At 72.0% G+C, this 17607-nt stretch carries 17 protein-coding genes, 1 tRNA gene and 1 pseudogene; 9 read left to right on the top strand and 10 right to left on the bottom strand.

Going from position 1 to position 17607, the window contains the following annotated elements; genetic code table 11:
• Positions 1 to 32: 32 nt before the first annotated feature.
• The 3 genes from ACIGAQ_RS33395 to ACIGAQ_RS33385 all read right to left on the bottom strand — a co-directional run bounded on the left by ACIGAQ_RS33395 (position 33) and on the right by ACIGAQ_RS33385 (position 2182).
• On the bottom strand, positions 33 to 863 hold the full coding sequence (locus tag ACIGAQ_RS33395; RefSeq protein ID WP_399789652.1) for an SCO1664 family protein: 831 nt from the start codon (positions 861 to 863) through the stop codon (positions 33 to 35).
• The gene (locus tag ACIGAQ_RS33390; RefSeq protein WP_311684082.1) at positions 827 to 1417 is read right to left on the bottom strand and encodes a DUF3090 domain-containing protein; all 591 of its coding nucleotides are present in this window, start codon (positions 1415 to 1417) and stop codon (positions 827 to 829) included. Before ACIGAQ_RS33390 ends, ACIGAQ_RS33395 begins: the two co-directional genes overlap by 37 nt.
• A 78-nt stretch (positions 1418 to 1495) precedes the next feature.
• On the bottom strand, positions 1496 to 2182 hold the full coding sequence (locus ACIGAQ_RS33385; RefSeq protein ID WP_311684080.1) for a histidine phosphatase family protein: 687 nt from the start codon (positions 2180 to 2182) through the stop codon (positions 1496 to 1498).
• 61 nt (positions 2183 to 2243) lie between these two features.
• Here ACIGAQ_RS33385 and ACIGAQ_RS33380 point away from each other — a divergent pair, with 61 nt between their 5' ends.
• Positions 2244 to 3239 carry a magnesium and cobalt transport protein CorA gene (locus tag ACIGAQ_RS33380; protein WP_311684078.1) on the top strand — a complete coding sequence of 332 codons (996 nt, stop codon included), beginning with the start codon at positions 2244 to 2246 and terminating at the stop codon, positions 3237 to 3239.
• A gap of 15 nt (positions 3240 to 3254) precedes the next feature.
• Here the strand turns inward: ACIGAQ_RS33380 and ACIGAQ_RS33375 are convergent, their stop codons facing one another.
• Positions 3255 to 4043 (bottom strand): ferritin-like domain-containing protein, encoded by a 789-nt coding sequence (locus ACIGAQ_RS33375; RefSeq protein ID WP_311684076.1) that lies wholly within the window; start codon positions 4041 to 4043, stop codon positions 3255 to 3257.
• A gap of 258 nt (positions 4044 to 4301) precedes the next feature.
• A complete protein-coding gene (locus tag ACIGAQ_RS33370) occupies positions 4302 to 5357 on the bottom strand; it encodes an LLM class F420-dependent oxidoreductase (RefSeq protein WP_399789647.1) in 1056 nt (351 codons plus the stop codon).
• A 209-nt stretch (positions 5358 to 5566) separates the two neighbouring features.
• Between ACIGAQ_RS33370 and ACIGAQ_RS33365 the strand changes: the two are divergent.
• From ACIGAQ_RS33365 to ACIGAQ_RS33355, 3 genes and pseudogenes are all read left to right on the top strand, one after another.
• Positions 5567 to 6667: pseudogene (locus ACIGAQ_RS33365) on the top strand (polysaccharide lyase family 1 protein); the annotation flags it as partial.
• A 112-nt stretch (positions 6668 to 6779) separates the two neighbouring features.
• On the top strand, positions 6780 to 7766 hold the full coding sequence (locus tag ACIGAQ_RS33360) for an aldo/keto reductase (RefSeq protein ID WP_399789644.1): 987 nt from the start codon (positions 6780 to 6782) through the stop codon (positions 7764 to 7766).
• Positions 7763 to 10030, top strand: coding sequence for a helix-hairpin-helix domain-containing protein (locus ACIGAQ_RS33355; protein WP_399789641.1), 2268 nt, complete (start codon positions 7763 to 7765; stop codon positions 10028 to 10030). Before ACIGAQ_RS33360 ends, ACIGAQ_RS33355 begins: the two co-directional genes overlap by 4 nt.
• A gap of 66 nt (positions 10031 to 10096) precedes the next feature.
• Here the strand turns inward: ACIGAQ_RS33355 and ACIGAQ_RS33350 are convergent, their stop codons facing one another.
• Complete coding sequence (locus tag ACIGAQ_RS33350; RefSeq protein ID WP_311684068.1) at positions 10097 to 10825, bottom strand: hypothetical protein; 729 nt, start codon at positions 10823 to 10825, stop codon at positions 10097 to 10099.
• A 47-nt stretch (positions 10826 to 10872) separates the two neighbouring features.
• Here ACIGAQ_RS33350 and ACIGAQ_RS33345 point away from each other — a divergent pair, with 47 nt between their 5' ends.
• Positions 10873 to 11061 carry a DUF5703 family protein gene (locus ACIGAQ_RS33345; protein WP_094055315.1) on the top strand — a complete coding sequence of 63 codons (189 nt, stop codon included), beginning with the start codon at positions 10873 to 10875 and terminating at the stop codon, positions 11059 to 11061.
• Between the two features lie 92 nt (positions 11062 to 11153).
• Here ACIGAQ_RS33345 and ACIGAQ_RS33340 read toward each other — a convergent pair whose 3' ends face one another.
• The 3 genes from ACIGAQ_RS33340 to ACIGAQ_RS33330 all read right to left on the bottom strand — a co-directional run bounded on the left by ACIGAQ_RS33340 (position 11154) and on the right by ACIGAQ_RS33330 (position 14050).
• Entirely contained in the window at positions 11154 to 12212 is a 1059-nt protein-coding gene (locus ACIGAQ_RS33340; RefSeq protein WP_399789636.1) for a chaplin, read from the bottom strand.
• A gap of 130 nt (positions 12213 to 12342) precedes the next feature.
• Positions 12343 to 12576, bottom strand: a complete 234-nt coding sequence (chpH, locus tag ACIGAQ_RS33335; RefSeq protein ID WP_010988036.1) for a chaplin ChpH — start codon at positions 12574 to 12576, stop codon at positions 12343 to 12345.
• 148 nt (positions 12577 to 12724) lie between these two features.
• Positions 12725 to 14050, bottom strand: coding sequence for a M20/M25/M40 family metallo-hydrolase (locus tag ACIGAQ_RS33330; RefSeq protein WP_399789633.1), 1326 nt, complete (start codon positions 14048 to 14050; stop codon positions 12725 to 12727).
• A gap of 198 nt (positions 14051 to 14248) precedes the next feature.
• On the opposite strand from ACIGAQ_RS33330, the gene ACIGAQ_RS33325 reads away from it, so the two are divergent.
• Positions 14249 to 14333, top strand: a tRNA-Leu gene (locus ACIGAQ_RS33325).
• Positions 14334 to 14407: 74 nt separating this feature from the next.
• Complete coding sequence (locus ACIGAQ_RS33320) at positions 14408 to 14782, top strand: YchJ family metal-binding protein (RefSeq protein ID WP_311684059.1); 375 nt, start codon at positions 14408 to 14410, stop codon at positions 14780 to 14782.
• Positions 14783 to 14788: 6 nt separating this feature from the next.
• Here the strand turns inward: ACIGAQ_RS33320 and ACIGAQ_RS33315 are convergent, their stop codons facing one another.
• Complete coding sequence (locus ACIGAQ_RS33315) at positions 14789 to 15490, bottom strand: FadR/GntR family transcriptional regulator (RefSeq protein ID WP_311684057.1); 702 nt, start codon at positions 15488 to 15490, stop codon at positions 14789 to 14791.
• Positions 15491 to 15627: 137 nt separating this feature from the next.
• On the opposite strand from ACIGAQ_RS33315, the gene ACIGAQ_RS33310 reads away from it, so the two are divergent.
• The gene (locus tag ACIGAQ_RS33310; protein WP_362278993.1) at positions 15628 to 16146 is read left to right on the top strand and encodes a gluconokinase; all 519 of its coding nucleotides are present in this window, start codon (positions 15628 to 15630) and stop codon (positions 16144 to 16146) included.
• A 54-nt stretch (positions 16147 to 16200) separates the two neighbouring features.
• Positions 16201 to 17598 carry a GntP family permease gene (locus ACIGAQ_RS33305; RefSeq protein WP_399789629.1) on the top strand — a complete coding sequence of 466 codons (1398 nt, stop codon included), beginning with the start codon at positions 16201 to 16203 and terminating at the stop codon, positions 17596 to 17598.
• The last annotated feature ends 9 nt before the right edge of the window (positions 17599 to 17607 follow it).

Raw genomic sequence — 17607 nt, 5'->3', positions numbered from 1 at the left:
GCGCTCTTGCGGCGAACCGGCCCGGTGTGCTGCTACACGGGTGGCCAGGGAATGGCGGGCCATTCCCCGCTCGGCTCGGGGTGGGTCCGGGAGGTGAGCAGCGCCGCCACCCGGGCGCGGGTGGCGTCGAGCTCGGCGCCGGTGATCAGCGGTGCCAGCCGGGCGGCGAGCGTCCCGCCCTCCGCGAGGTCCTTCCGCAGGCCTTCGAGGACGTCGAGGGCCTCCTGGGTCAGGGGCTCCCCCGCCCAGCCCCACAGCAGGGTGCGCAGCTTGTTCTCGGCGTTGAAGGTGACCCCGTGGTCGATGCCGTACAGCCGTCCGTCGCCGGTGGGCAGCAGGTGCCCGCCCTTGCGGTCGGCGTTGTTGAGGACGGCGTCCAGCACGGCGAGGCGCCGCAGCCGCTCGTCGTCGGCGTGCACGAGCAGCGCGGTGCGCCCCTCGCCGACCTCGGCGAAGCCGATCGCCTTCCAGCCCGGCTCCGGTTCCTGCGCGTCGACGAGCGCGAGCAGTTCCGCGTCGGGCGTCGCCTCGATCCACAGCTGGCACATGCCCTCGCCGTAGGGGCCCTCGCGCAGCACGGTGGGGGGCACCAGGCCCCAGCCGGTCGCCTCGGAGACCTCCCAGGCCGCGACCTCGCGCTGGGCGAGCGTGCCGTCGGGGAAGTCCCACAGGGGGCGCTCACCGGCGACCGGCTTGTAGACGCAGGCCGCCTCCCGGCCGTCGTACGCCACCGTGCAGTACAGCGCCGCGTTGGAGGCCTCACGGATGCGGCCGCGCACGGTGAGTTCGCCGCGGGCGAGCAGCTCGGCCGTGTCCGGGGGAGGTGTCACGCTCCGCGGCGGTATCCGTTCTGGCGCGGACATACGTGTCCTTCCGGGTCGAGCGGGAGGCTGCACAGCGGGCACGGCGGCCGCCCGGCGTTGACGACGTCGAGGGCGCGCTTGGCGAAGGCCCTGGCCTGCGCGCCGGTGAGGCGGACCCGCAGCATCGGGGGGCCGTTCTCCTCGTCCTGGAGCAGTCGTTCCTCGGCCTCGGCGAGGTCCTCCTCGGACTCGGCGTCGAGTTCGACGAGCGCCTGCGCCTCGACGATCATGAGCTGTTCCTCGCCGTCCCAGGCGAGCGCCATGGTGCCGACCCGGAACTCCTCCTCGATGGGGGTGTCCAGCGGGGCGGTGTCGGTGATCTCCGAGGGGGCGACGGCGGGGACGGAGGCGCTGCCGCCGCTACGGCGTACGACCTCGTCGAGCAGTTCGTCCATGCGTTCGGCGAGCGCCGCGACCTGGGTCTTCTCCAGGGCCACGCTGGTCACCCGGGAGCCGGCGACGGCCTGGAGGAAGAACGAACGGCGCCCGGGCAGTCCGACCGTACCGGCCACGAAGCGCTCCGGATGGTCGTAGAGGAACACCTGACGGGACACGTCCTGTCTCCATTGGAATCGTGGGAACCGTGGGGGCACGGCACTGCTGCGACCGCTTCACCCTACTGCGGCCGACGATCACGGTGCGCCCGCACCACCCCCGACGGGGGCCTCCTCGCCCGGCGGTTCCTCGCGCGGCACCAGGGACGTGAAGTCGCCGGTGTCGCCGAGGCGGACGAGGAACGGTCGCAGTCGTGTGTAGCGGATCGCGGTGATGGAACAGGGGTCGACGGAGATCCGCTGGAAGAGGTCCAGGTGAAGTCCGAGTGCGTCCGCGACGAGGGACTTGATGATGTCGCCGTGCGAGCACATCAGGTAGACGGCGTCGGCGCCGTGGTCGCGCTCCACGCGCGCGTTCCACTCGCGCACGGCCTCCGCGGCACGCGTCTGCATAGCTCGCATCGACTCCCCGCCGGGGAACGCCGCCGCGGACGGGTGCGCCTGCACGACCTCCATCAGCGGCTCGTCCTTGAGCTCGGCGAGCTTGCGCCCGGACCAGTCGCCGTAGTGGCACTCTCCGATGCGCTCGTCGGTGTGGGGACTGAGCTCCGGCCGGGCCTGCAGCAGCGGCCGGATCGTCTCCTGGCAGCGTTGGAGGGGACTGGTCACGATTTCGGCGAGGGGCAGTTCCGCGAGCCGCCCGGGCAGCGCGGCGGCCTGCGCGGCCCCGCGCTCGTCGAGGGCGACGCCGGGCGTCCACCCGGCGAGCAGTCCCTCGGTGTTGGCGGTGGAGCGTCCGTGCCTGACCAGGATCAGCGTGGGCATGCGCTCCAGCGTAGGCGCACGCACGCGTGCGGTGTCGTTCGAGTGACGGGAGACTCGCTTCGTGATCGTCGACTGTGCCATCTACCGCGACGGACATCGGACGGACGGGCCGGAGGACTTCTCCGACGCCCTGGGGGAGGCGCGTGCGGCGGGCGGGTTCGTGTGGATCGGGCTGCACGAGCCGACGGAACGCGAGTTCGAGCACGTCACCGAGGAGTTCGGCCTGCATCCGCTGGCCGTCGAGGACGCCCTCAAGGCCCACCAGCGGCCCAAGCTGGAGATCTACGACGACTCCCTCTTCGTGGTCCTCAAGCCGGTGGTCTACGAGCCGCGCAGCGACAAGGTGTCCGCGGGCGAGATCATGGTCTTCCTGGGCGACGGCTTCGTGGTGACCGTCCGGCACGGTGAGGGCGCCCCGCTGAAGGCGGTACGGCACCGGCTGGAGCACGAGCCGGAACTGCTGGGCACCGGGCCCACGGCGGTGCTGTACGCGGTCGCCGACGCCGCGGTCGACCACTACCTGGACGTGGCGCTGGAACTGCAGGCGGACCTGGAGGGCCTGGAGGCGGAGGTCTTCTCCCCCGACGGCGGCGGCTCACGCCACACCGCGTCCCGGATCTACGACTTCAAGCGGCAGGTGCTGGAGTTCCGCCGGGCCACCGGTCCGCTGTCCCTGCCGATGAGCCGGCTGGCGGGCACGGCACCCTACGGCGTGGCCGTGCCCTTCGTGGACGACCGGGCCCGGCCGTTCTTCCGGGATGTCAGCGACCATCTCACGCGCGTGAACGAGTCCGTGGAGAACCTCGACCGGCTGGTGTCCGACATCCTCTCGGCGCATCTGGCGCAGATGAGCGTCCGGCAGAACGACGACATGCGGAAGATCTCGGCGTGGGCGGCCATGGCCGCGATCCCCACGATGGTCGCGGGGATCTACGGCATGAACTTCGAGCACATGCCCGAGCTGCGCTGGGTCTGGTCCTATCCGGCGCTGATCGCCCTGATGGTCGTGCTGGAGGTCATGGTGTTCCGGCTGTTCAAGCGCCGGGGGTGGCTGTAGGGCCCGCGGGCCGGTTCAGGCGAACTCGGGTTCCGGCGAGGCCGGGCCGCCGAGGGCGTTGCGGCGCCGCGGCGGGCTCAGCGACACCATCCGGCGCCAGCCGCCGAGCCGTTCGTAGGCGTACACGGCGTGGATGCCGGCCTGCAGCACCGCCGCCTTGGCCCGGGACCAGCCGAGGATGCGGCCCATGTGCGCCATGACGGCGAGGCTGACGTCGCGGTAGATCCGGATCTCGGCGTGCGCGCACTCGCGCAGGGTCCGCTGGATGAGCCGGCCGTGGCCCGCCCGGGCGAAGCGCAGCAGCTCCTCGTGGCAGTAGGCGAGGTGGTTGTCCTCGTCGTTGGAGATCTGCTTGACGGCGCGGCCGATGCCGGGGTGGTCGGCGAAGTGCTTGCGCAGCAGGTCCATCTGCTCGGAGGCGCGCTGTTCGGTGACCCTGCTGTGGGAGAGGTAGGTGACGATGTCCCGGACGGTGAGCCGCTCGTCGCGCTTGAGCTGCTCGTGGGCGAGACCGATGCCGTTCTTCTCCAGGAGCATCGTGTAGTCGGTCTCCGGCGGGACCGGGACGGGGTCGAGGCCGCGCTTCTTCATCAGGGCGTTGAAGATCCGGCCGTGCTTGTCCTCGTCGGCGCCGTGCCGGGAGATCTTCGGTGCGAGCTCGCGCTCGCTGTCGGGGACGAGCGCGGCGATGCGGGCGTTCTCCCAGCCGCCCTGGGACTCGCCGCTGGCGGCGATGGAACAGAACAGGGCGAAGGACTCGTCGTCGTCGAGGATCTCCTGGAACAGACTCTTGGCCGAAAGCATCGTGGGCACCTCTTCCCGCGCGCGTGCGCGTGCTGCAGGATCCGCAGGTTTCCGCGAAGAACGAGTCAAGTGCGGGGTACGGGGCGCTGCAACAGGTGTGCCGGACATCTCCGCCGAATGGGGGACGTGCGGGGAGACGTCCCGGCCCGCCCGGCCCGGCCGCGGGCGTAACCGGCAGCGGTCCGGCGCGTTGTTCCGCGTGACGGCCGTGGCGGGGAAGACCCCCGAGCCCCCACCACGGCCGCGGAAACTCGGGCCTCAGGCGAGGCCGGCACGCTCCAGGGCCTGGGTGCCGGCCCGCAGGGAGGCCAGCCGCTCGTCGAGCGTGAAGCCCGCCGGGGCGAGCGTGAGGGTGGTGACGCCGGCCTCCGCGTAGGCCTTCATCCGCTCGGCGATGCGGTCCACGGAACCGAGCAGGGTCGTCTTGTCGATCAGGTCGTGCGGTACGGCGGCCGCGGCGCCCTGCTTGTCGCCGGAGAGGTACTTGTCCTGGATCTCGGCGGCTTCCTTCTCGTACCCCATGCGCTGGGCGAGCTGGTTGTAGAAGTTCTGCTTGCGGCTGCCCATGCCGCCGACGTACAGCGCGGTGTAGGGGCGGAAGGTGTCGGCCAGTGTGGTGACGTCCTTGTCGTCGCCCACGGCGAGCGGCAGCGTCGGGCAGACGTCGAAGCCGTCGAGGGTCTTGCCGGCCTTCTCGCGGCCCGCGCGCAGGTGCTTGATCGCCGTGTCCTCCAGGTGGTCCGCGGAGGGGAAGATCAGCAGGGCGCCGTCGGCGATCTCGCCGGTCTGTTCGAGGTTCTTCGGGCCGATGGCGGCGATGTACAGCGGGATGTGCTCGCGCTGCGGGTGCACCGTCAGCTTGATGGGCTTGCCCGGGCCGCCGGGCAGGGGCAGCATCCAGTGCTGTCCCTCGTAGGACAGGCGCTCGCGGGTCATGGCCTTGCGGATGATCTCGACGTACTCGCGGGTGCGGGCCAGCGGCTTGTCGAACTTGACGCCGTACCAGCCCTCGGAGACCTGCGGGCCGGAGACGCCGAGGCCGAGGCGGAAGCGGCCGCCGGAGAGGGAGTCGAGGGTGGCGGCGGTCATCGCGGTCATCGCGGGCTGGCGGGCCGGGATCTGGAAGATGGCGGAGCCGACGTCGATGCGTTCGGTCTGGGCGGCGACCCAGGTCAGGACGGTGGCCGCGTCCGAGCCGTAGGCCTCGGCGGCCCAGCAGACGGCGTAACCGAGCCGGTCGGCCTCCTGGGCGACGGCCAGGTTGTCCGCGTCCATTCCGGCACCCCAGTAGCCGAGGTTGATACCGAGCTGCATGCCGCATCCCCTTACTGATCAGTAACGTGCCTTGTGCGCCGACCTTAGCGCGGGGCCGCCGCACGGGACAGCGATGCGGCCGGAGCCTTTCAAGTCCGTGAACAAGAATCATGTACACGACCATTGACGCGTACACAGCACATCCTTAACGTCACCGGAAAGCGCTTTCTAACCCCACCCGCACCCCGCACACGGAACGGAGAGTACGGATGAAGCGAGCAACATCGGCGCGACTCGGCGCGGCCCTGGCCACCCTGGCCCTGGCCACCGCGGCCGGAACGCTGGTCCCGGTGCCCGCGGCCTCGGCGGCGACCGGCCCCGCCACCGGCTACGCGAGCCAGAACGGCGGGACCACCGGCGGCGCAGGCGGGCAGACGGTCCGGGCGACGACGGGGACCGCGATCCACGCCGCCCTGTGCAGCCGCGCGAGCAGCAGCACCCCCCTCGTCATCGAGGTCACGGGGACCATCACCCACGCCGGCACCAAGAAGGTCTCCGGGAGCAGCTGCGACACCGCCGACGGCGTGATCGAGCTCAAGAGGATCAGCAACGTGACCATCGTCGGGGTCGGCGGCGGTGCCGTCTTCGACCAAGTGGGCATCCACATCCGCGAATCGAAGAACATCGTCATCCAGAACGTGACCGTGCGGAACGTCAAGAAGTCCGGCTCCCCCACGTCCAACGGCGGCGACGCCATCGGCATGGAGAGCAACGTCCGCAACGTCTGGGTCGACCACACCACCCTGGAGGCCTCGGGCGGCGAATCGGAGGGCTACGACGGCCTGTTCGACATGAAGAACAACACCCAGTACGTGACGCTGTCCTACAGCGTCCTGCGCAACTCGGGCCGCGGCGGCCTGGTCGGCAGCAGCGAGAGCGACCGGTCGAACGGGTTCGTCACGTACCACCACAACCGCTACGAGAACATCGACTCCCGCGCCCCGCTGCTGCGCGGCGGCATCGCGCACATGTACAACAACCACTACGTGCGCCTCAACGAGTCCGGCATCAACTCCCGGGCCGGCGCCCGCGCCAGGGTGGACAACAACTACTTCGAGGACTCCAAGGACGTCCTCGGCACCTTCTACACCGACGAGGCCGGCTACTGGCAGGTCGGCGGCAACGTCTTCGACAACGTGACGTGGTCGCAGCCGGGCAGCGAGAACCACCCGGCGGGGCCCGACCCGACCTCGAACACCACGGTCTCCCTCCCCTACTCCTTCCGTCCCGACGCGGCCGGCTGCGTCCCGGCGGTCGTGAACCGGACGGCGGGCGCCGACAAGGGACTGCAGGTGTCGGACGGCAGTTGCTGACCTCGGGCATCGGGCTGTGGCGGCCGGGCGGAACTCACCGGGCCGTCCCCGGAAATCGGTCGTCCACAGCCACCCACACGACAGGTTCTGGCCAGTAATCTCGGCGTTCATGGAGCAGAGGCATCTCGGCCGCACCGGCCTGCGTGTGTCACGGATCGGGCTCGGCACCCTGACCTGGGGGCGGGACACCGACGAGCACGACGCGGCGGACCTCATGAAGACGTTCTGGGAAGCGGGCGGCACCCTCGTCGACACCGCGGACGTCTACGGCGACGGAGAGGCCGAGTACCTGCTCGGCAGGCTGATGGACGGCCTCGTGCCGCGGCGGGACCTCGTCATCTCGACCAAGGCCGGCAGCGTGCCCGACCCCGACCGCCGGGTCGACGGCTCCCGCGGCCATCTGCTCGCCGCCCTGGACGCCTCGCTCGCGCGGCTCGGCACCGACCACGTCGACATCTGGCACGTGCACGCGTACGACCCGTACACCCCGCTGGAGGAGACCCTCCAGGCCCTCGACCTGGCGGTCGCCGGCGGCCGGGCCCGCTACGCCGCCGTCTCCAACTTCTGCGGCTGGCAGCTCGCCAAGGCCGCCACCTGGCAGCTCGCGGCCCCGGGCACCCGCACCCGCCTGGCGGCCACGCAGCTGGAGTACTCGCTCCTGCAGCGCGGTGTCGAACGCGAGGTGCTGCCGGCCGCGCTGGACCTCGGCATAGGACTGCTCCCGTCCTCGCCGCTCGGACGCGGGGTGCTGACGGGCAAGTACCGGGGCGACACCACACCGCCGGACTCCCGCGGCGCCTCGGACCACCTCGCGCCCTTCGTGGCGCCGTACCTCGACGACACCGCGAGCCGGATCGTCGACGCCGTGGCGACCGCGGCCGACGGGCTCGCGGTCACGCCGCTCCAGGTGGCCCTCGCCTGGATCCGCGACCGGCCCGGGGTGACCGCCCCCATCGTCGGGGCGCGCAACGCGCTGCAGCTCACGGCGGCATTGTCAGTGGAGACCCTTAGTCTTCCTGACGAGATCTGCCGGGCGCTCGACGATGTGTCGGCGCCCGTGCACCGCTATCCCGATCACGACTGGAGCACGCTGTGAGCACGGAGCCCGAGACCACGGAGGACGCCGAGCCGGGGACCCCGGGCGCCGCGGGGAGCGCCCCGGCGGAGGGCGCCGGGGACTCGGCGGCGGAGGAGACAGAGGAGAGTGCGGCCGGCCGCTCCGCCGGGGACTCGGCGGCGGAGGAGACAGCGGCGGACAGCGCGGCCGGCCGGTCCTCCGAGGAGGCGGCGGGCCAGGGCGCGGCGGCGGAGGGTGAGGGTGCCCGGCTCTCCGAGGCCGAGGCCGAGTTGCTGGCCCAGCGGGCCGAGCGGGAGCGCATCGAGCAGCGCAAGGCCGAGAAAAAGGCGCCCATCGAGGCCGGCGCCAAGCTGAGCGGCAGGGCCGCCGATCTGCTCGCGGCCGTCCGGGCCGTGGAGAGCGGCGAGAAGCCGGTGGCCACGGTGTTCGAGGAGCCCGCGCCCGCCCCCCGCCGCTCCGCCCCCGAGCCGGTGCGCCGGCCGCAGCCGGTGGCCGCCGAGAGCGCCGCCGCGCCCGCGGCTCCCGCACCCGAGGCGGTGCAGGGCGTACGGCGGGTGCTCGGCGAGGGCGGCGCCCCGGAGACGCTCGCGCCCCAGGCTGCCGCGGTGCTCGGCGAGGGCGCGGACGAGCTGCTGCGCGCCGACCCCTGGCAGTTGCTGCGGGTCGCGGGTGTGCGGCCGGAGCAGGCCGACGGATTCGCGCGGGCGCTGCTGGGCGCCGAGTGCGCCCCGGACGACGCGCGCCGTGGCCGGGCCGTCACGGTCTGGCTGCTGGAGCAGGCGGCGCTGGCGGGCCACACCGCGCTGGAGATGCCGACGCTGCTCACGGCCCTGGCCCAGCGGGGCGTGCCGGAGCCGGAGAGCGCCGTGCAGGACAGCATCGCGGAGGGCGAGGCGCTGGTCTTCCAGGACGCCCTGGAGGAGACCGGCGCTCCGGCCCCCGCGGCGGACCCGGACGATCCGGAGGGGGCGGAGCCGGAGCGTCCCGTCCGTGTCCTGGTCGGTCTGGAGCGGTACGCGCTGGCGGAGGAGAGCCTGGCCGACGGTCTGGCCCGGCTGGTCAACTCCGCGCCCAAGCAGGACGGTTCGGCCGAGGAGTGGGAGCGGCTCGCCGCGGCGGCCGCGGGCTCCACGGCTGAGCTGATCCGCGCGGCGGCCGGTCACGGCCTGGTCCTGCACACCGGCGGGGAGGCGTCCCTGGCCGAGCCGGCGACGCTGCTGCACGCCGCACGTTCCCTCGGGCTGCGCGCCTGGGCCGCCACCCACGGCCCCGTCGGCCGCGACCGCTTCGCCGCCCTGCTGCGGCGGACCGGGCAGGAGAGCGGCGCCGAGGTGCCCGCGGCCACGGTCGCCGGGCTGCTCTCCGGTGCCGAAGGGCCCGGGCGGGACGCGGACGGGGCCCTGGACCTGGATCTGCTCGTCGTGCTCGACGCGCCGCAGCTGGACGTCGAGACGGCGGCGCTGCTGACGGAGTCGCTGCCCGACGGGGCGCGGCTGGTGCTGGCCGGCGACCCGGCGGTGCTGTGGTCCGTGGGGCCCGGACGGGTGTTCGCGGATCTCCTCGCGGCGCGGATCTGCCCGCAGGTCGCCTCACGGCTGCCGGACCCGGGGCCGCTCGGCGAGCTGGTATCCGGCATCGGCGTCGGCGAGCTGAACCAGGTCGAGGCACCGGGCAAGGAGGTCGTGATCGTGCCCGTGCGGGACCCGGGCGAGGCCGTGCACCGCACGGTGCAGCTGGTCGTGGACTCGGTGCCCAGGGCCATCGGCGTCCCGGCCGAGGAGACCCAGGTGATCACGCCGGGGCACGGCGGTGCGGTCGGCACACGCGCGCTCAACGCGGCCCTGAAGGAGCGGCTGAACCCGGGCCCCGGCCGCTTCGGCGGCTTCGACCCCGGCGACCGGATCGTCCACTCCCCCGCACCGGGGAGGGCGGTGCCGGGCCGGGTGGTGAAGGCGGACGCCGAGGGGCTGCACCTGTCGTGCGCGGGCGGGCCCGTCGTCGTGCCGAAGGAGCGGGTGGAGCAGACCGTGCGGCACGGCTGGGCGATGACCGCGCACCAGGCCGTGGGGAGCCGCTGGCCGGCGGTGGTCGTGGTGCTGCCCGGCGACGCGGCGCAGGCGCTGAGCCGGCCGTGGGTGTACACGGCGTTCGGGCGGGCCGACCGGCATCTTTCGGTGGTGCACGGCGTGGAGCAGGCGCTGCCCCGGGCCGTGGCCGAGGTCCCGGCGAAGCCGCGGACGACCCGGCTTCCCGTGCTGCTCGCTCCGCAGGTCGGCGCCTGACGCGCGACGGCGGTGGTCACGCGCCCGGGGCCCGTGACCACCGCCGTCGGGTGGCGTGGCGCGCTGTCAGCGGCGATCCGCGTCCAGCGGCTCCAGATCCTCGTCCTCGTCGTCCTCGTCCAGGTCGGTGTCGAGGTCCTCCAGGTCTTCCGGGTCCTCTTCGTCCACGTCGTCCTCGTCGTCGAGGGTGTCGATCTCGTCGTCGAAGACGGCGCTGACGTCGAAGCGGCACACCACCTGCTGCGCGTCGACCTGCTCGAACGGCGCCTCCAGCCACTCCCCCGGCTCGGCCGGTTCGTCCGCCGCCGTCACCCAGAGCGTGGAGTCGCCCTCCTCCAGTCCGAACTCCTTGTGGCGGGAGGCGATCTCGTCGGGCTCGAACTCGCCGAACAGCAGGCCCAGCGCGCCATGGACCGTCCCGGAGGCCGGGGAGCCCTCGTCGCCGTCGGCCGCCTCGATCCGCTGCGCCTGCGCCAGCAGCCGCTGCGGTTCTGCGACGGCGTAGTCGCGGCGGATCAGTACGCTCAGCGCGTTCGGTTCCTCGGGGCCGGTGTACGGGGGCAGCGCGTCCTCCGCACCGGGGATCTCGAAGGGTGTGACCTCGTCGTAGCGGTCGTAGAGCAGTTCGTCGTACACCTCTGCGGCCGCGGCCAGCTGGTTGAACGCCTCGTAGACGGCCGGGTCGTCCTCCCCCGACCTGCGTTCGACCGCGGCCAGGTGGCGGTCGAGCGCGGTCTTGACCGCCTCGGCGGCGGCGCGTACCTCGGCAGCGGTGGGCTGCGCAGCATCAGACATAGTGCAGACGCTATCCGTACGAGGCCCCAGCCCGCACAATAGATGCGATGCCGGAATACGAATTTGTCGACGTGTACGTACCGCGCGGGGTCTCCCGCAAGGAGACGGCACGTCTGCTCACGGACCATGCGGAGTACGGACACTGGGAGCTGCACCGTCTGAGCCTGCTGCGCGACGGCAGCCGCAGAGTGCGGTTGCGCCGGCGCATCATCCGCCAGGTGCGGGCCACGTGGTGAGCTGAGACGGTGCCGGGAGAAGGCACGAGACGGAGCGGGCCCCGCCATCGGCGGGGCCCGCTCCGTGCGCGGGAGCCGTCCGGCCGGGGGCCTCAGGCGGAGGCGCGTGCCTTCCGGTAGAGGATCGCGCCCGCCAGCAGGGCGCCGGCACCGGCGGGGAGGGCGAACCCGAGCGGCAGCTCACTGCCGGTGGCGGCGAGCTGGGCGGCGCCGCGGGGCTGGGTGACGGACTGGCCGCCCGGCTCGTTGCCGTGCGAGGAGCCGCCCGGCGTCTCGACGCCGGTGGTGGGCGGCGTGGCCGGGGTACCGGGGTGACCGGGCTCGCCGGGGTTTCCGGGAGTGCCCGGGGTGCCCGGGTTTCCGGGGGTGCCCGGGGTGCCGGGATCACCAGGGTGTCCGGGATTGCCCGGGCCGCCCGGGTGGCCCGGGTGTCCCGGGTCGCCCGGCTGTCCCGGGGTCTCGTGGCCGCCGCCGGGCGGGTTGCCGTGGGGGTCGCCGTGGCCGCCGTTCGCGCAGCCGTTGCCCGTGCCGGGGTTGCCGATGCCGACGACGTCGACGCTGTTGCCGCAGACGTTCACCGGTGCGTACACAGGCGCCTGGACGTGGTTGCCGGAGCCGACGCCGGGAGAGTCGGTCGCGTGACCCCCCGCGTGCGAGCCGCCCTGGTCACCGTGATCGCCGTGGCCCCCCGACGGCGATCCACCGCCCTCGTTCGCGCAGCCGTTGCCCGTCGAGGGGTTGAACACCCCGACGACGTCGATGGTGTTGCCGCAGACGTTCACCGGCGCGTGGACCGGCGCCTGGACCGTGTTGCCGGAGAGCACTCCGGGCGAGTCAGCGGCGTGGCCGCTCGCGTGCGAGCCGCCACGGCCCCCGTGATCGCCGTATCCCCCCGACGACGATCCACCGCCCTGGTTCGCGCACGCGTTGCCCGCCGACGGGTTGAGCACGCCGACGACGTTGACCGTGTTGCCGCAGGCGTTCACCGGCGCGTGCACGGGCGCCTGCACCGTGTTCCCGGAGAGCACGCCGGGCGAGCCCGACGTGGAGCCCTGCGCACCCGAGGCGGCGTGAGCGGAGCCGCCCGCGGCGGCGATCACGCCGGTCGCGGCCGCCACGGTCATCAGACCCTTGCGGGTGACCTGTCGCATTCCTGAATACCTGCCTTCGACCCTTTATCGAATTCTTCTCGAATTCTCCAGAAGAAGCGTTCGGTCCCGGAGCGCATGGCTCGCGCTCCGGGACCGGTGGCTTTGAACTCCCCTCAGAGAGGGGGAAGCATCACTTGTTGATGCAGGTGTTGCCGAAGGCGGGGTTCAGCAGCCCGATCACGGAGACCGTGTTGCCGCAGACGTTCACCGGGACGTGAACGGGCACCTGGATGACGTTGCCGGACACGACACCCGGGGAGTGCACCGCGGCACCCTGGGCACCGGAGTCGGCGACGGCCAGGCCCGCGCCCGCGAGAACCAGCCCACCGGTGGCAGCCGCAGCAGCGACGACCTTCTTGATCATTATTCCTCCTAGTTGGCAAAGCGACCCATCGTGCGATCGCATTACCTGTAACGAGGCTGGAGTAATGAGGCTACGAGCTTATGGTCGCATTCACTCTTCCCAGTCGATCTCGCACGCGCGCCCGAATACCGGCCCGCGGGCGGACTTTTCAGGACGCGTCGATGAACCGGTCGAGCACCCGCACCCCGAACTTCAGCCCGTCGACCGGCACCCGCTCGTCCACGCCGTGGAACATGCCGGCGAAGTCCAGCTCCGGCGGCAGCTTCAGCGGCGCGAAGCCGAAGCCCCGGATGCCCAGGTCGTCGAAGGACTTGGCGTCCGTCCCGCCGGAGAGCATGTAGGGGATCGCCTTGGCGGTCGGGTCCTCGGCGAGCAGCGAGGACTGCATGGCCTCCACCAGCGCCCCGTCGAAGGTGGTCTCGACGGCCTTGTCGGCGTGCACGTCCTCGCGCCGCACCTTCGGGCCCAGGATGCGGTCGAGGTCGGCGAGGAACTCGTCCTCGAACCCGGGCAGGAACCGGCCGTCGACATGGGCGGTCGCCTCGCCCGGGATGACGTTGACCTTGTAGCCGGCACCGAGCTGCGTGGGGTTGGCCGTGTTGCTCAGGGTGGCGCCGATGAGCTTGGCGATGCCGCCGAGCCGGGCGAGGGTCGACTCCATGTCCTCCGGGTCGAGCTCGGTGCCGAGCGCGTCGCCGAGTTCGTCGAGGAAGGCCCGGGTGGTCTTGGTGACCCGCACCGGGAACTTGTGCCGGCCCAGCCGCGCTACAGCCTCCGACAGTTCGGTGATCGCGTTGTCCCGGTGGATCATCGAACCGTGCCCCGCCGTGCCGGCCACGGTGAGCTTCATCCAGTGCATGCCCTTCTCGGCCGTCTGGATCAGGTACAGCCGCCGCTCCTCGCTCACGGTGAAGGAGAAGCCGCCGACCTCGCTGATCGCCTCGGTGACGCCGTCGAAGAGGTCGCGGTGGTAGTCGACGAGATGGCGGGCCCCGTAGGTGCCGCCGGCCTCCTCGTCCGCGAGGAACGCGAGGACGATGTCGCGCGGGGGCTTGCGCCCGCTGCGCAGCCGGTCGCGGACGACCGCGAGGGTCATCGCGTCCATGTCCTTCATGTCGACCGCCCCGCGGCCCCACACGCAGCCGTCGGCGACCTCCCCGGAGAAGGGGTGGTGGGTCCAGTCGTCGGCGTTGGCCGGAACCACGTCGGTGTGGCCGTGGATGAGCAGCGCGGGCCGCGAGGGGTCCTCGCCCTCGATGCGGGCCACCGTGGAGGCACGGCCGGGGTGGGATTCGAAGATCCGCGGTTCGAGTCCGACCTCGGCGAGCTTCTCGGCCACGTACTCGGCCGCCTTCCGCTCGCCCGGTCCCGAGTGGTCGCCGTAGTTGCTGGTGTCGATCTGGATCAGCTCGCGGCAGAGGTCCACGACCTCGTCCTCGCCGGTGACGTTCCTGGCCGTGTCCGTCTCGCTCACGTGCTTCCTCCCGGTGTCACTGCTGGTGGGTCCCCTTCATCCTCCCTCTCCCCGGCCCGCTCCCCAAGGGCCCTCCCGGCCCGTCACACGTCGTTCACGCCGGGCGGGGGGGCGGGGACGGGGGGTGATCGGTCACCCCGGAAAGCCTGGTAATGTTTACGTCGTCGCCGCGGGGAGAAGCCGCGCGACAGACACCTTGTCCGGGTGGCGGAATGGCAGACGCGCTAGCTTGAGGTGCTAGTGCCCTTTATCGGGCGTGGGGGTTCAAGTCCCCCCTCGGACACATGAGCCTGAGGGCCGTGACCGCGAGGTCGCGGCCCTCAGGCGTTTCCGCGAAGAAGGTCTGACGAGGTGACCATGACCAGGCGTTCCTGCCCGTGCGGGCTCCCCGAGGCCTACGAGGCGTGCTGCGGGCGCTTCCACTCCGGGGCCGCCGCGGCGCCGACCGCCGAGCGGCTGATGCGGTCGCGGTACTGCGCCTTCGTCAAGGGTGACGCCGCCTATCTGCTGCGGACCTGGCACCCTCGCACGCGCCCGGGGACGCTGGAGCCGGACCCGGGGACGCGGTGGACCGGGCTGGAGATCCTGGACACCCGGGACGGGTCCGCCTTCCACGCGACCGGGACCGTGGAGTTCCGGGCGTCGTACCGGGGCGGGTCGCTGCACGAGCGGAGCCGGTTCGAGCGGGTCGACGGGGCGTGGGTGTACGTCGACGGGGACTTCCTGCCGTAGCGGGCGTCACGGCGCCAGGATGTCGAGTTCCTGGAGGGCGCCGATCGTGATCTCGCGGGTCAGTTCCTCCGCCCGGGCCGCGTCGCCGGCGCGGACCGCCTCGGCGACGCGCACGTGCAGCGTGACGGCGGCCGGGTCGGGGTCCTCGAACATCACGTCGTGCTGCGTACGGCCGGTGAGGACCTCGGCGACAACGTCGCCGAGGCGGGCGAACATCTCGTTGCCCGAGGCCGACAGGATCACGCGGTGGAAGGCGACGTCGTGGACGAGATAGCCCTCCAGTTTGCGCCCGCGGGAGTGGGCGACCATGCCGAGGGCGCATTCGGTGAGCTCGGCGCACTGCTCGGACGTGGCGTGCCGGGCGGCGAGGCCGGCCGCGACGGGTTCGATCGCCGAGCGCAGCACCGTCAGGGAGCGCAGCTGCTGGGGGCGGTCGGCGCCGGCCAGCCGCCAGCGGATGACCTGCGGGTCGTAGACGTTCCACTCGGACCTGGGGCGGACCGTGACGCCGACGCGGCGGCGGGACTCGACCAGGTGCATGGACTCCAGGACCCGGACCGCCTCACGCATCACGGAGCGTGACACGTCGAAGCGCTGCGCGAGCTCGTCCGTGCGCAGGACGCTGCCCGGCGGGTACTCCCCCGCGGTGATCTCGGGGCCGAGGGTGTCCAGTACGCGGCCGTGCAGCCCCCGGCCCGGTGTGCTCATGCACTCAGCGTACGGGGTAGATCACGGAGACAAAAAGTCAGACTTATTTATCACTGACTCTTGAATTCGTCGTACCTAATGGGTTTCAGTGGCGTCGACATCACGTGTCGACGAGGACAGCAGACAGTGAGGCAGCGATGAACACCCCCCATGTCGTCGTGATCATGGGCGTCGCGGGCACCGGCAAGACCACCATCGGTCCCCTGCTCGCCGCCCGGCTCGGCGTTCCGTACGCCGAGGGCGACGACTTCCACCCGCCCGCCAACATCGCCAAGATGACGGCCGGAACGCCGCTCACCGACGAGGACCGCGGACCCTGGCTGGACGCCATCGGCGACTGGGCACAGGGGCGGGCCGGGCTCGGCGGGGTGGTCAGCTGCTCGGCGCTGAAGCGGTCGTACCGCGACCGGCTGCGGTCCGCCGCGCCCGGCGTGGTCTTCGTGCACCTCACGGGCGACCGCGCGCTGATCGAGGACCGGATGTCGCACCGGCAGGGGCACTTCATGCCCACGGCGCTGCTCGACTCCCAGTTCGCCACGCTCCAGCCGCTCCAGGCGGACGAGGCCGGGGTCGCCGTGGACGTCGCGGGCAGCCCGGCGGAGATCACCGAGCGGGCGGAGCACGCCCTCGCCTCGCTCCCCGAGCCGATCGGCTAGCCCTTTCCGGCGCTTCCCCTCTCCCCGACTCCCCCAACGCAAGGGAAACACCCCGTGACCAGACTCAGCGTCGAGATGCTGGCAGCGGACGCACCCGAGCCGATCACCTCGGCCGGCCACGCTCAGCTGGGCATCGCCGTCCTGGCGGGCATCGCCGTCATCGTCCTGCTCATCACCAAGTTCAAGCTGCACGCCTTCCTGGCGCTGACCATCGGGTCGCTGGCGCTCGGCGCGATCGCCGGGGCGCCCCTGGACAAGGTCCTCACGAGTTTCAGCACCGGCCTCGGCTCCACGGTCGCCGGTGTCGGAGTGCTGATCGCCCTCGGCGCGATCCTCGGCAAGATGCTCGCCGACTCAGGGGGCGCCGACCAGATCGTCGACACCATCCTCGACAGGGCCGGGGGGCGTTCGATGCCGTGGGCGATGGTGCTCATCGCCTCCGTGATCGGACTGCCGCTGTTCTTCGAGGTCGGCATCGTGCTGCTGATCCCGGTGGTGCTGATGGTCGCCAAGCGCGGCAACTACTCGCTGATGCGCATCGGCATCCCGGCGCTGGCGGGCCTGTCCGTGATGCACGGCCTGGTGCCGCCGCACCCCGGCCCGCTGGTCGCGATCGACGCCGTGGGGGCCGACCTCGGCGTGACGCTGGCGCTCGGCGTCCTCGTCGCCATCCCGACGGTGATCATCGCCGGGCCGGTGTTCTCGAAGTACGCGGCCCGCTGGGTCGACGTCCCGGCCCCCGAGAAGATGATCCCGCAGCGCGCCTCCGAGGACCTGGAGAAGCGTCCCGGCTTCGGCGCCACGCTCTTCACCGTGCTGCTCCCGGTGATCCTCATGCTCGCCAAGGCACTGGTCGACATCGTGGTGGACGACCCCGAGAACGCCGTGCAGCGCGTCTTCGACGTCGTCGGGGCCCCGATGATCGCCCTGCTGGCCTCGGTGCTGGTCGGCATCTTCACGCTGCTGCGGCCCGCCGGGTTCTCCAAGGAGCGGATCTCGCCGCTCGTCGAGAAGAGCCTCATGCCGATCGCGGGCATCCTGCTGATCGTGGGCGCGGGCGGCGGCTTCAAGCAGACGCTCATCGACACGGGCGTGGGGCAGATGGTCCTGGACATCTCCGAGGACTGGGCCATCCCCGCGCTGCTGCTGGCCTGGCTGATCGCGGTGGTGATCCGGCTCGCGACCGGTTCGGCGACGGTGGCCACGGTCTCGGCCGCCGGTCTGGTCGCCCCGCTCGCGGCGGACATGTCCACCACGCACGCCGCTCTCCTCGTCCTCGCCATCGGTGCCGGCTCGCTGTTCTTCAGCCACGTCAACGACGCCGGGTTCTGGATGGTGAAGGAGTACTTCGGGCTGAGCGTCGGCCAGAACATCAAGACCTGGTCCGTCATGGAGACGATCATCTCGGTGGTCGCCGGCGGTCTGGTCCTGCTGTTGTCCCTCGTGATCTAGGAGCGCGGC

This window comes from Streptomyces sp. NPDC085932 (assembly GCF_044540525.1).
In the GTDB taxonomy this organism is placed as follows: domain Bacteria; phylum Actinomycetota; class Actinomycetes; order Streptomycetales; family Streptomycetaceae; genus Streptomyces; species Streptomyces levis.
The sequence above is the reverse complement of the archived record's forward strand: the minus strand, read 5'-3'. Positions and strand labels throughout refer to the sequence as shown.

What these genes read in the sequence shown, in the direction of transcription:
- ACIGAQ_RS33340 (WP_399789636.1), bottom strand. Translation starts at nt 12,212, where the DNA reads ATGCGACAGGTCACCCGCAAGGGTCTGATGACCGTGGCGGCCGCGACC.
- ACIGAQ_RS33320 (WP_311684059.1), top strand. Translation starts at nt 14,408, where the DNA reads ATGACCAGGCGTTCCTGCCCGTGCGGGCTCCCCGAGGCCTACGAGGCG.
- ACIGAQ_RS33310 (WP_362278993.1), top strand. Translation starts at nt 15,628, where the DNA reads ATGAACACCCCCCATGTCGTCGTGATCATGGGCGTCGCGGGCACCGGC.
- ACIGAQ_RS33350 (WP_311684068.1), bottom strand. Translation starts at nt 10,825, where the DNA reads ATGTCTGATGCTGCGCAGCCCACCGCTGCCGAGGTACGCGCCGCCGCC.
- ACIGAQ_RS33370 (WP_399789647.1), bottom strand. Translation starts at nt 5,357, where the DNA reads ATGCAGCTCGGTATCAACCTCGGCTACTGGGGTGCCGGAATGGACGCG.
- ACIGAQ_RS33395 (WP_399789652.1), bottom strand. Translation starts at nt 863, where the DNA reads ATGTCCGCGCCAGAACGGATACCGCCGCGGAGCGTGACACCTCCCCCG.
- ACIGAQ_RS33360 (WP_399789644.1), top strand. Translation starts at nt 6,780, where the DNA reads ATGGAGCAGAGGCATCTCGGCCGCACCGGCCTGCGTGTGTCACGGATC.
- chpH (WP_010988036.1), bottom strand. Translation starts at nt 12,576, where the DNA reads ATGATCAAGAAGGTCGTCGCTGCTGCGGCTGCCACCGGTGGGCTGGTT.
- ACIGAQ_RS33385 (WP_311684080.1), bottom strand. Translation starts at nt 2,182, where the DNA reads ATGCCCACGCTGATCCTGGTCAGGCACGGACGCTCCACCGCCAACACC.
- ACIGAQ_RS33375 (WP_311684076.1), bottom strand. Translation starts at nt 4,043, where the DNA reads ATGCTTTCGGCCAAGAGTCTGTTCCAGGAGATCCTCGACGACGACGAG.
- ACIGAQ_RS33315 (WP_311684057.1), bottom strand. Translation starts at nt 15,490, where the DNA reads ATGAGCACACCGGGCCGGGGGCTGCACGGCCGCGTACTGGACACCCTC.
- ACIGAQ_RS33345 (WP_094055315.1), top strand. Translation starts at nt 10,873, where the DNA reads ATGCCGGAATACGAATTTGTCGACGTGTACGTACCGCGCGGGGTCTCC.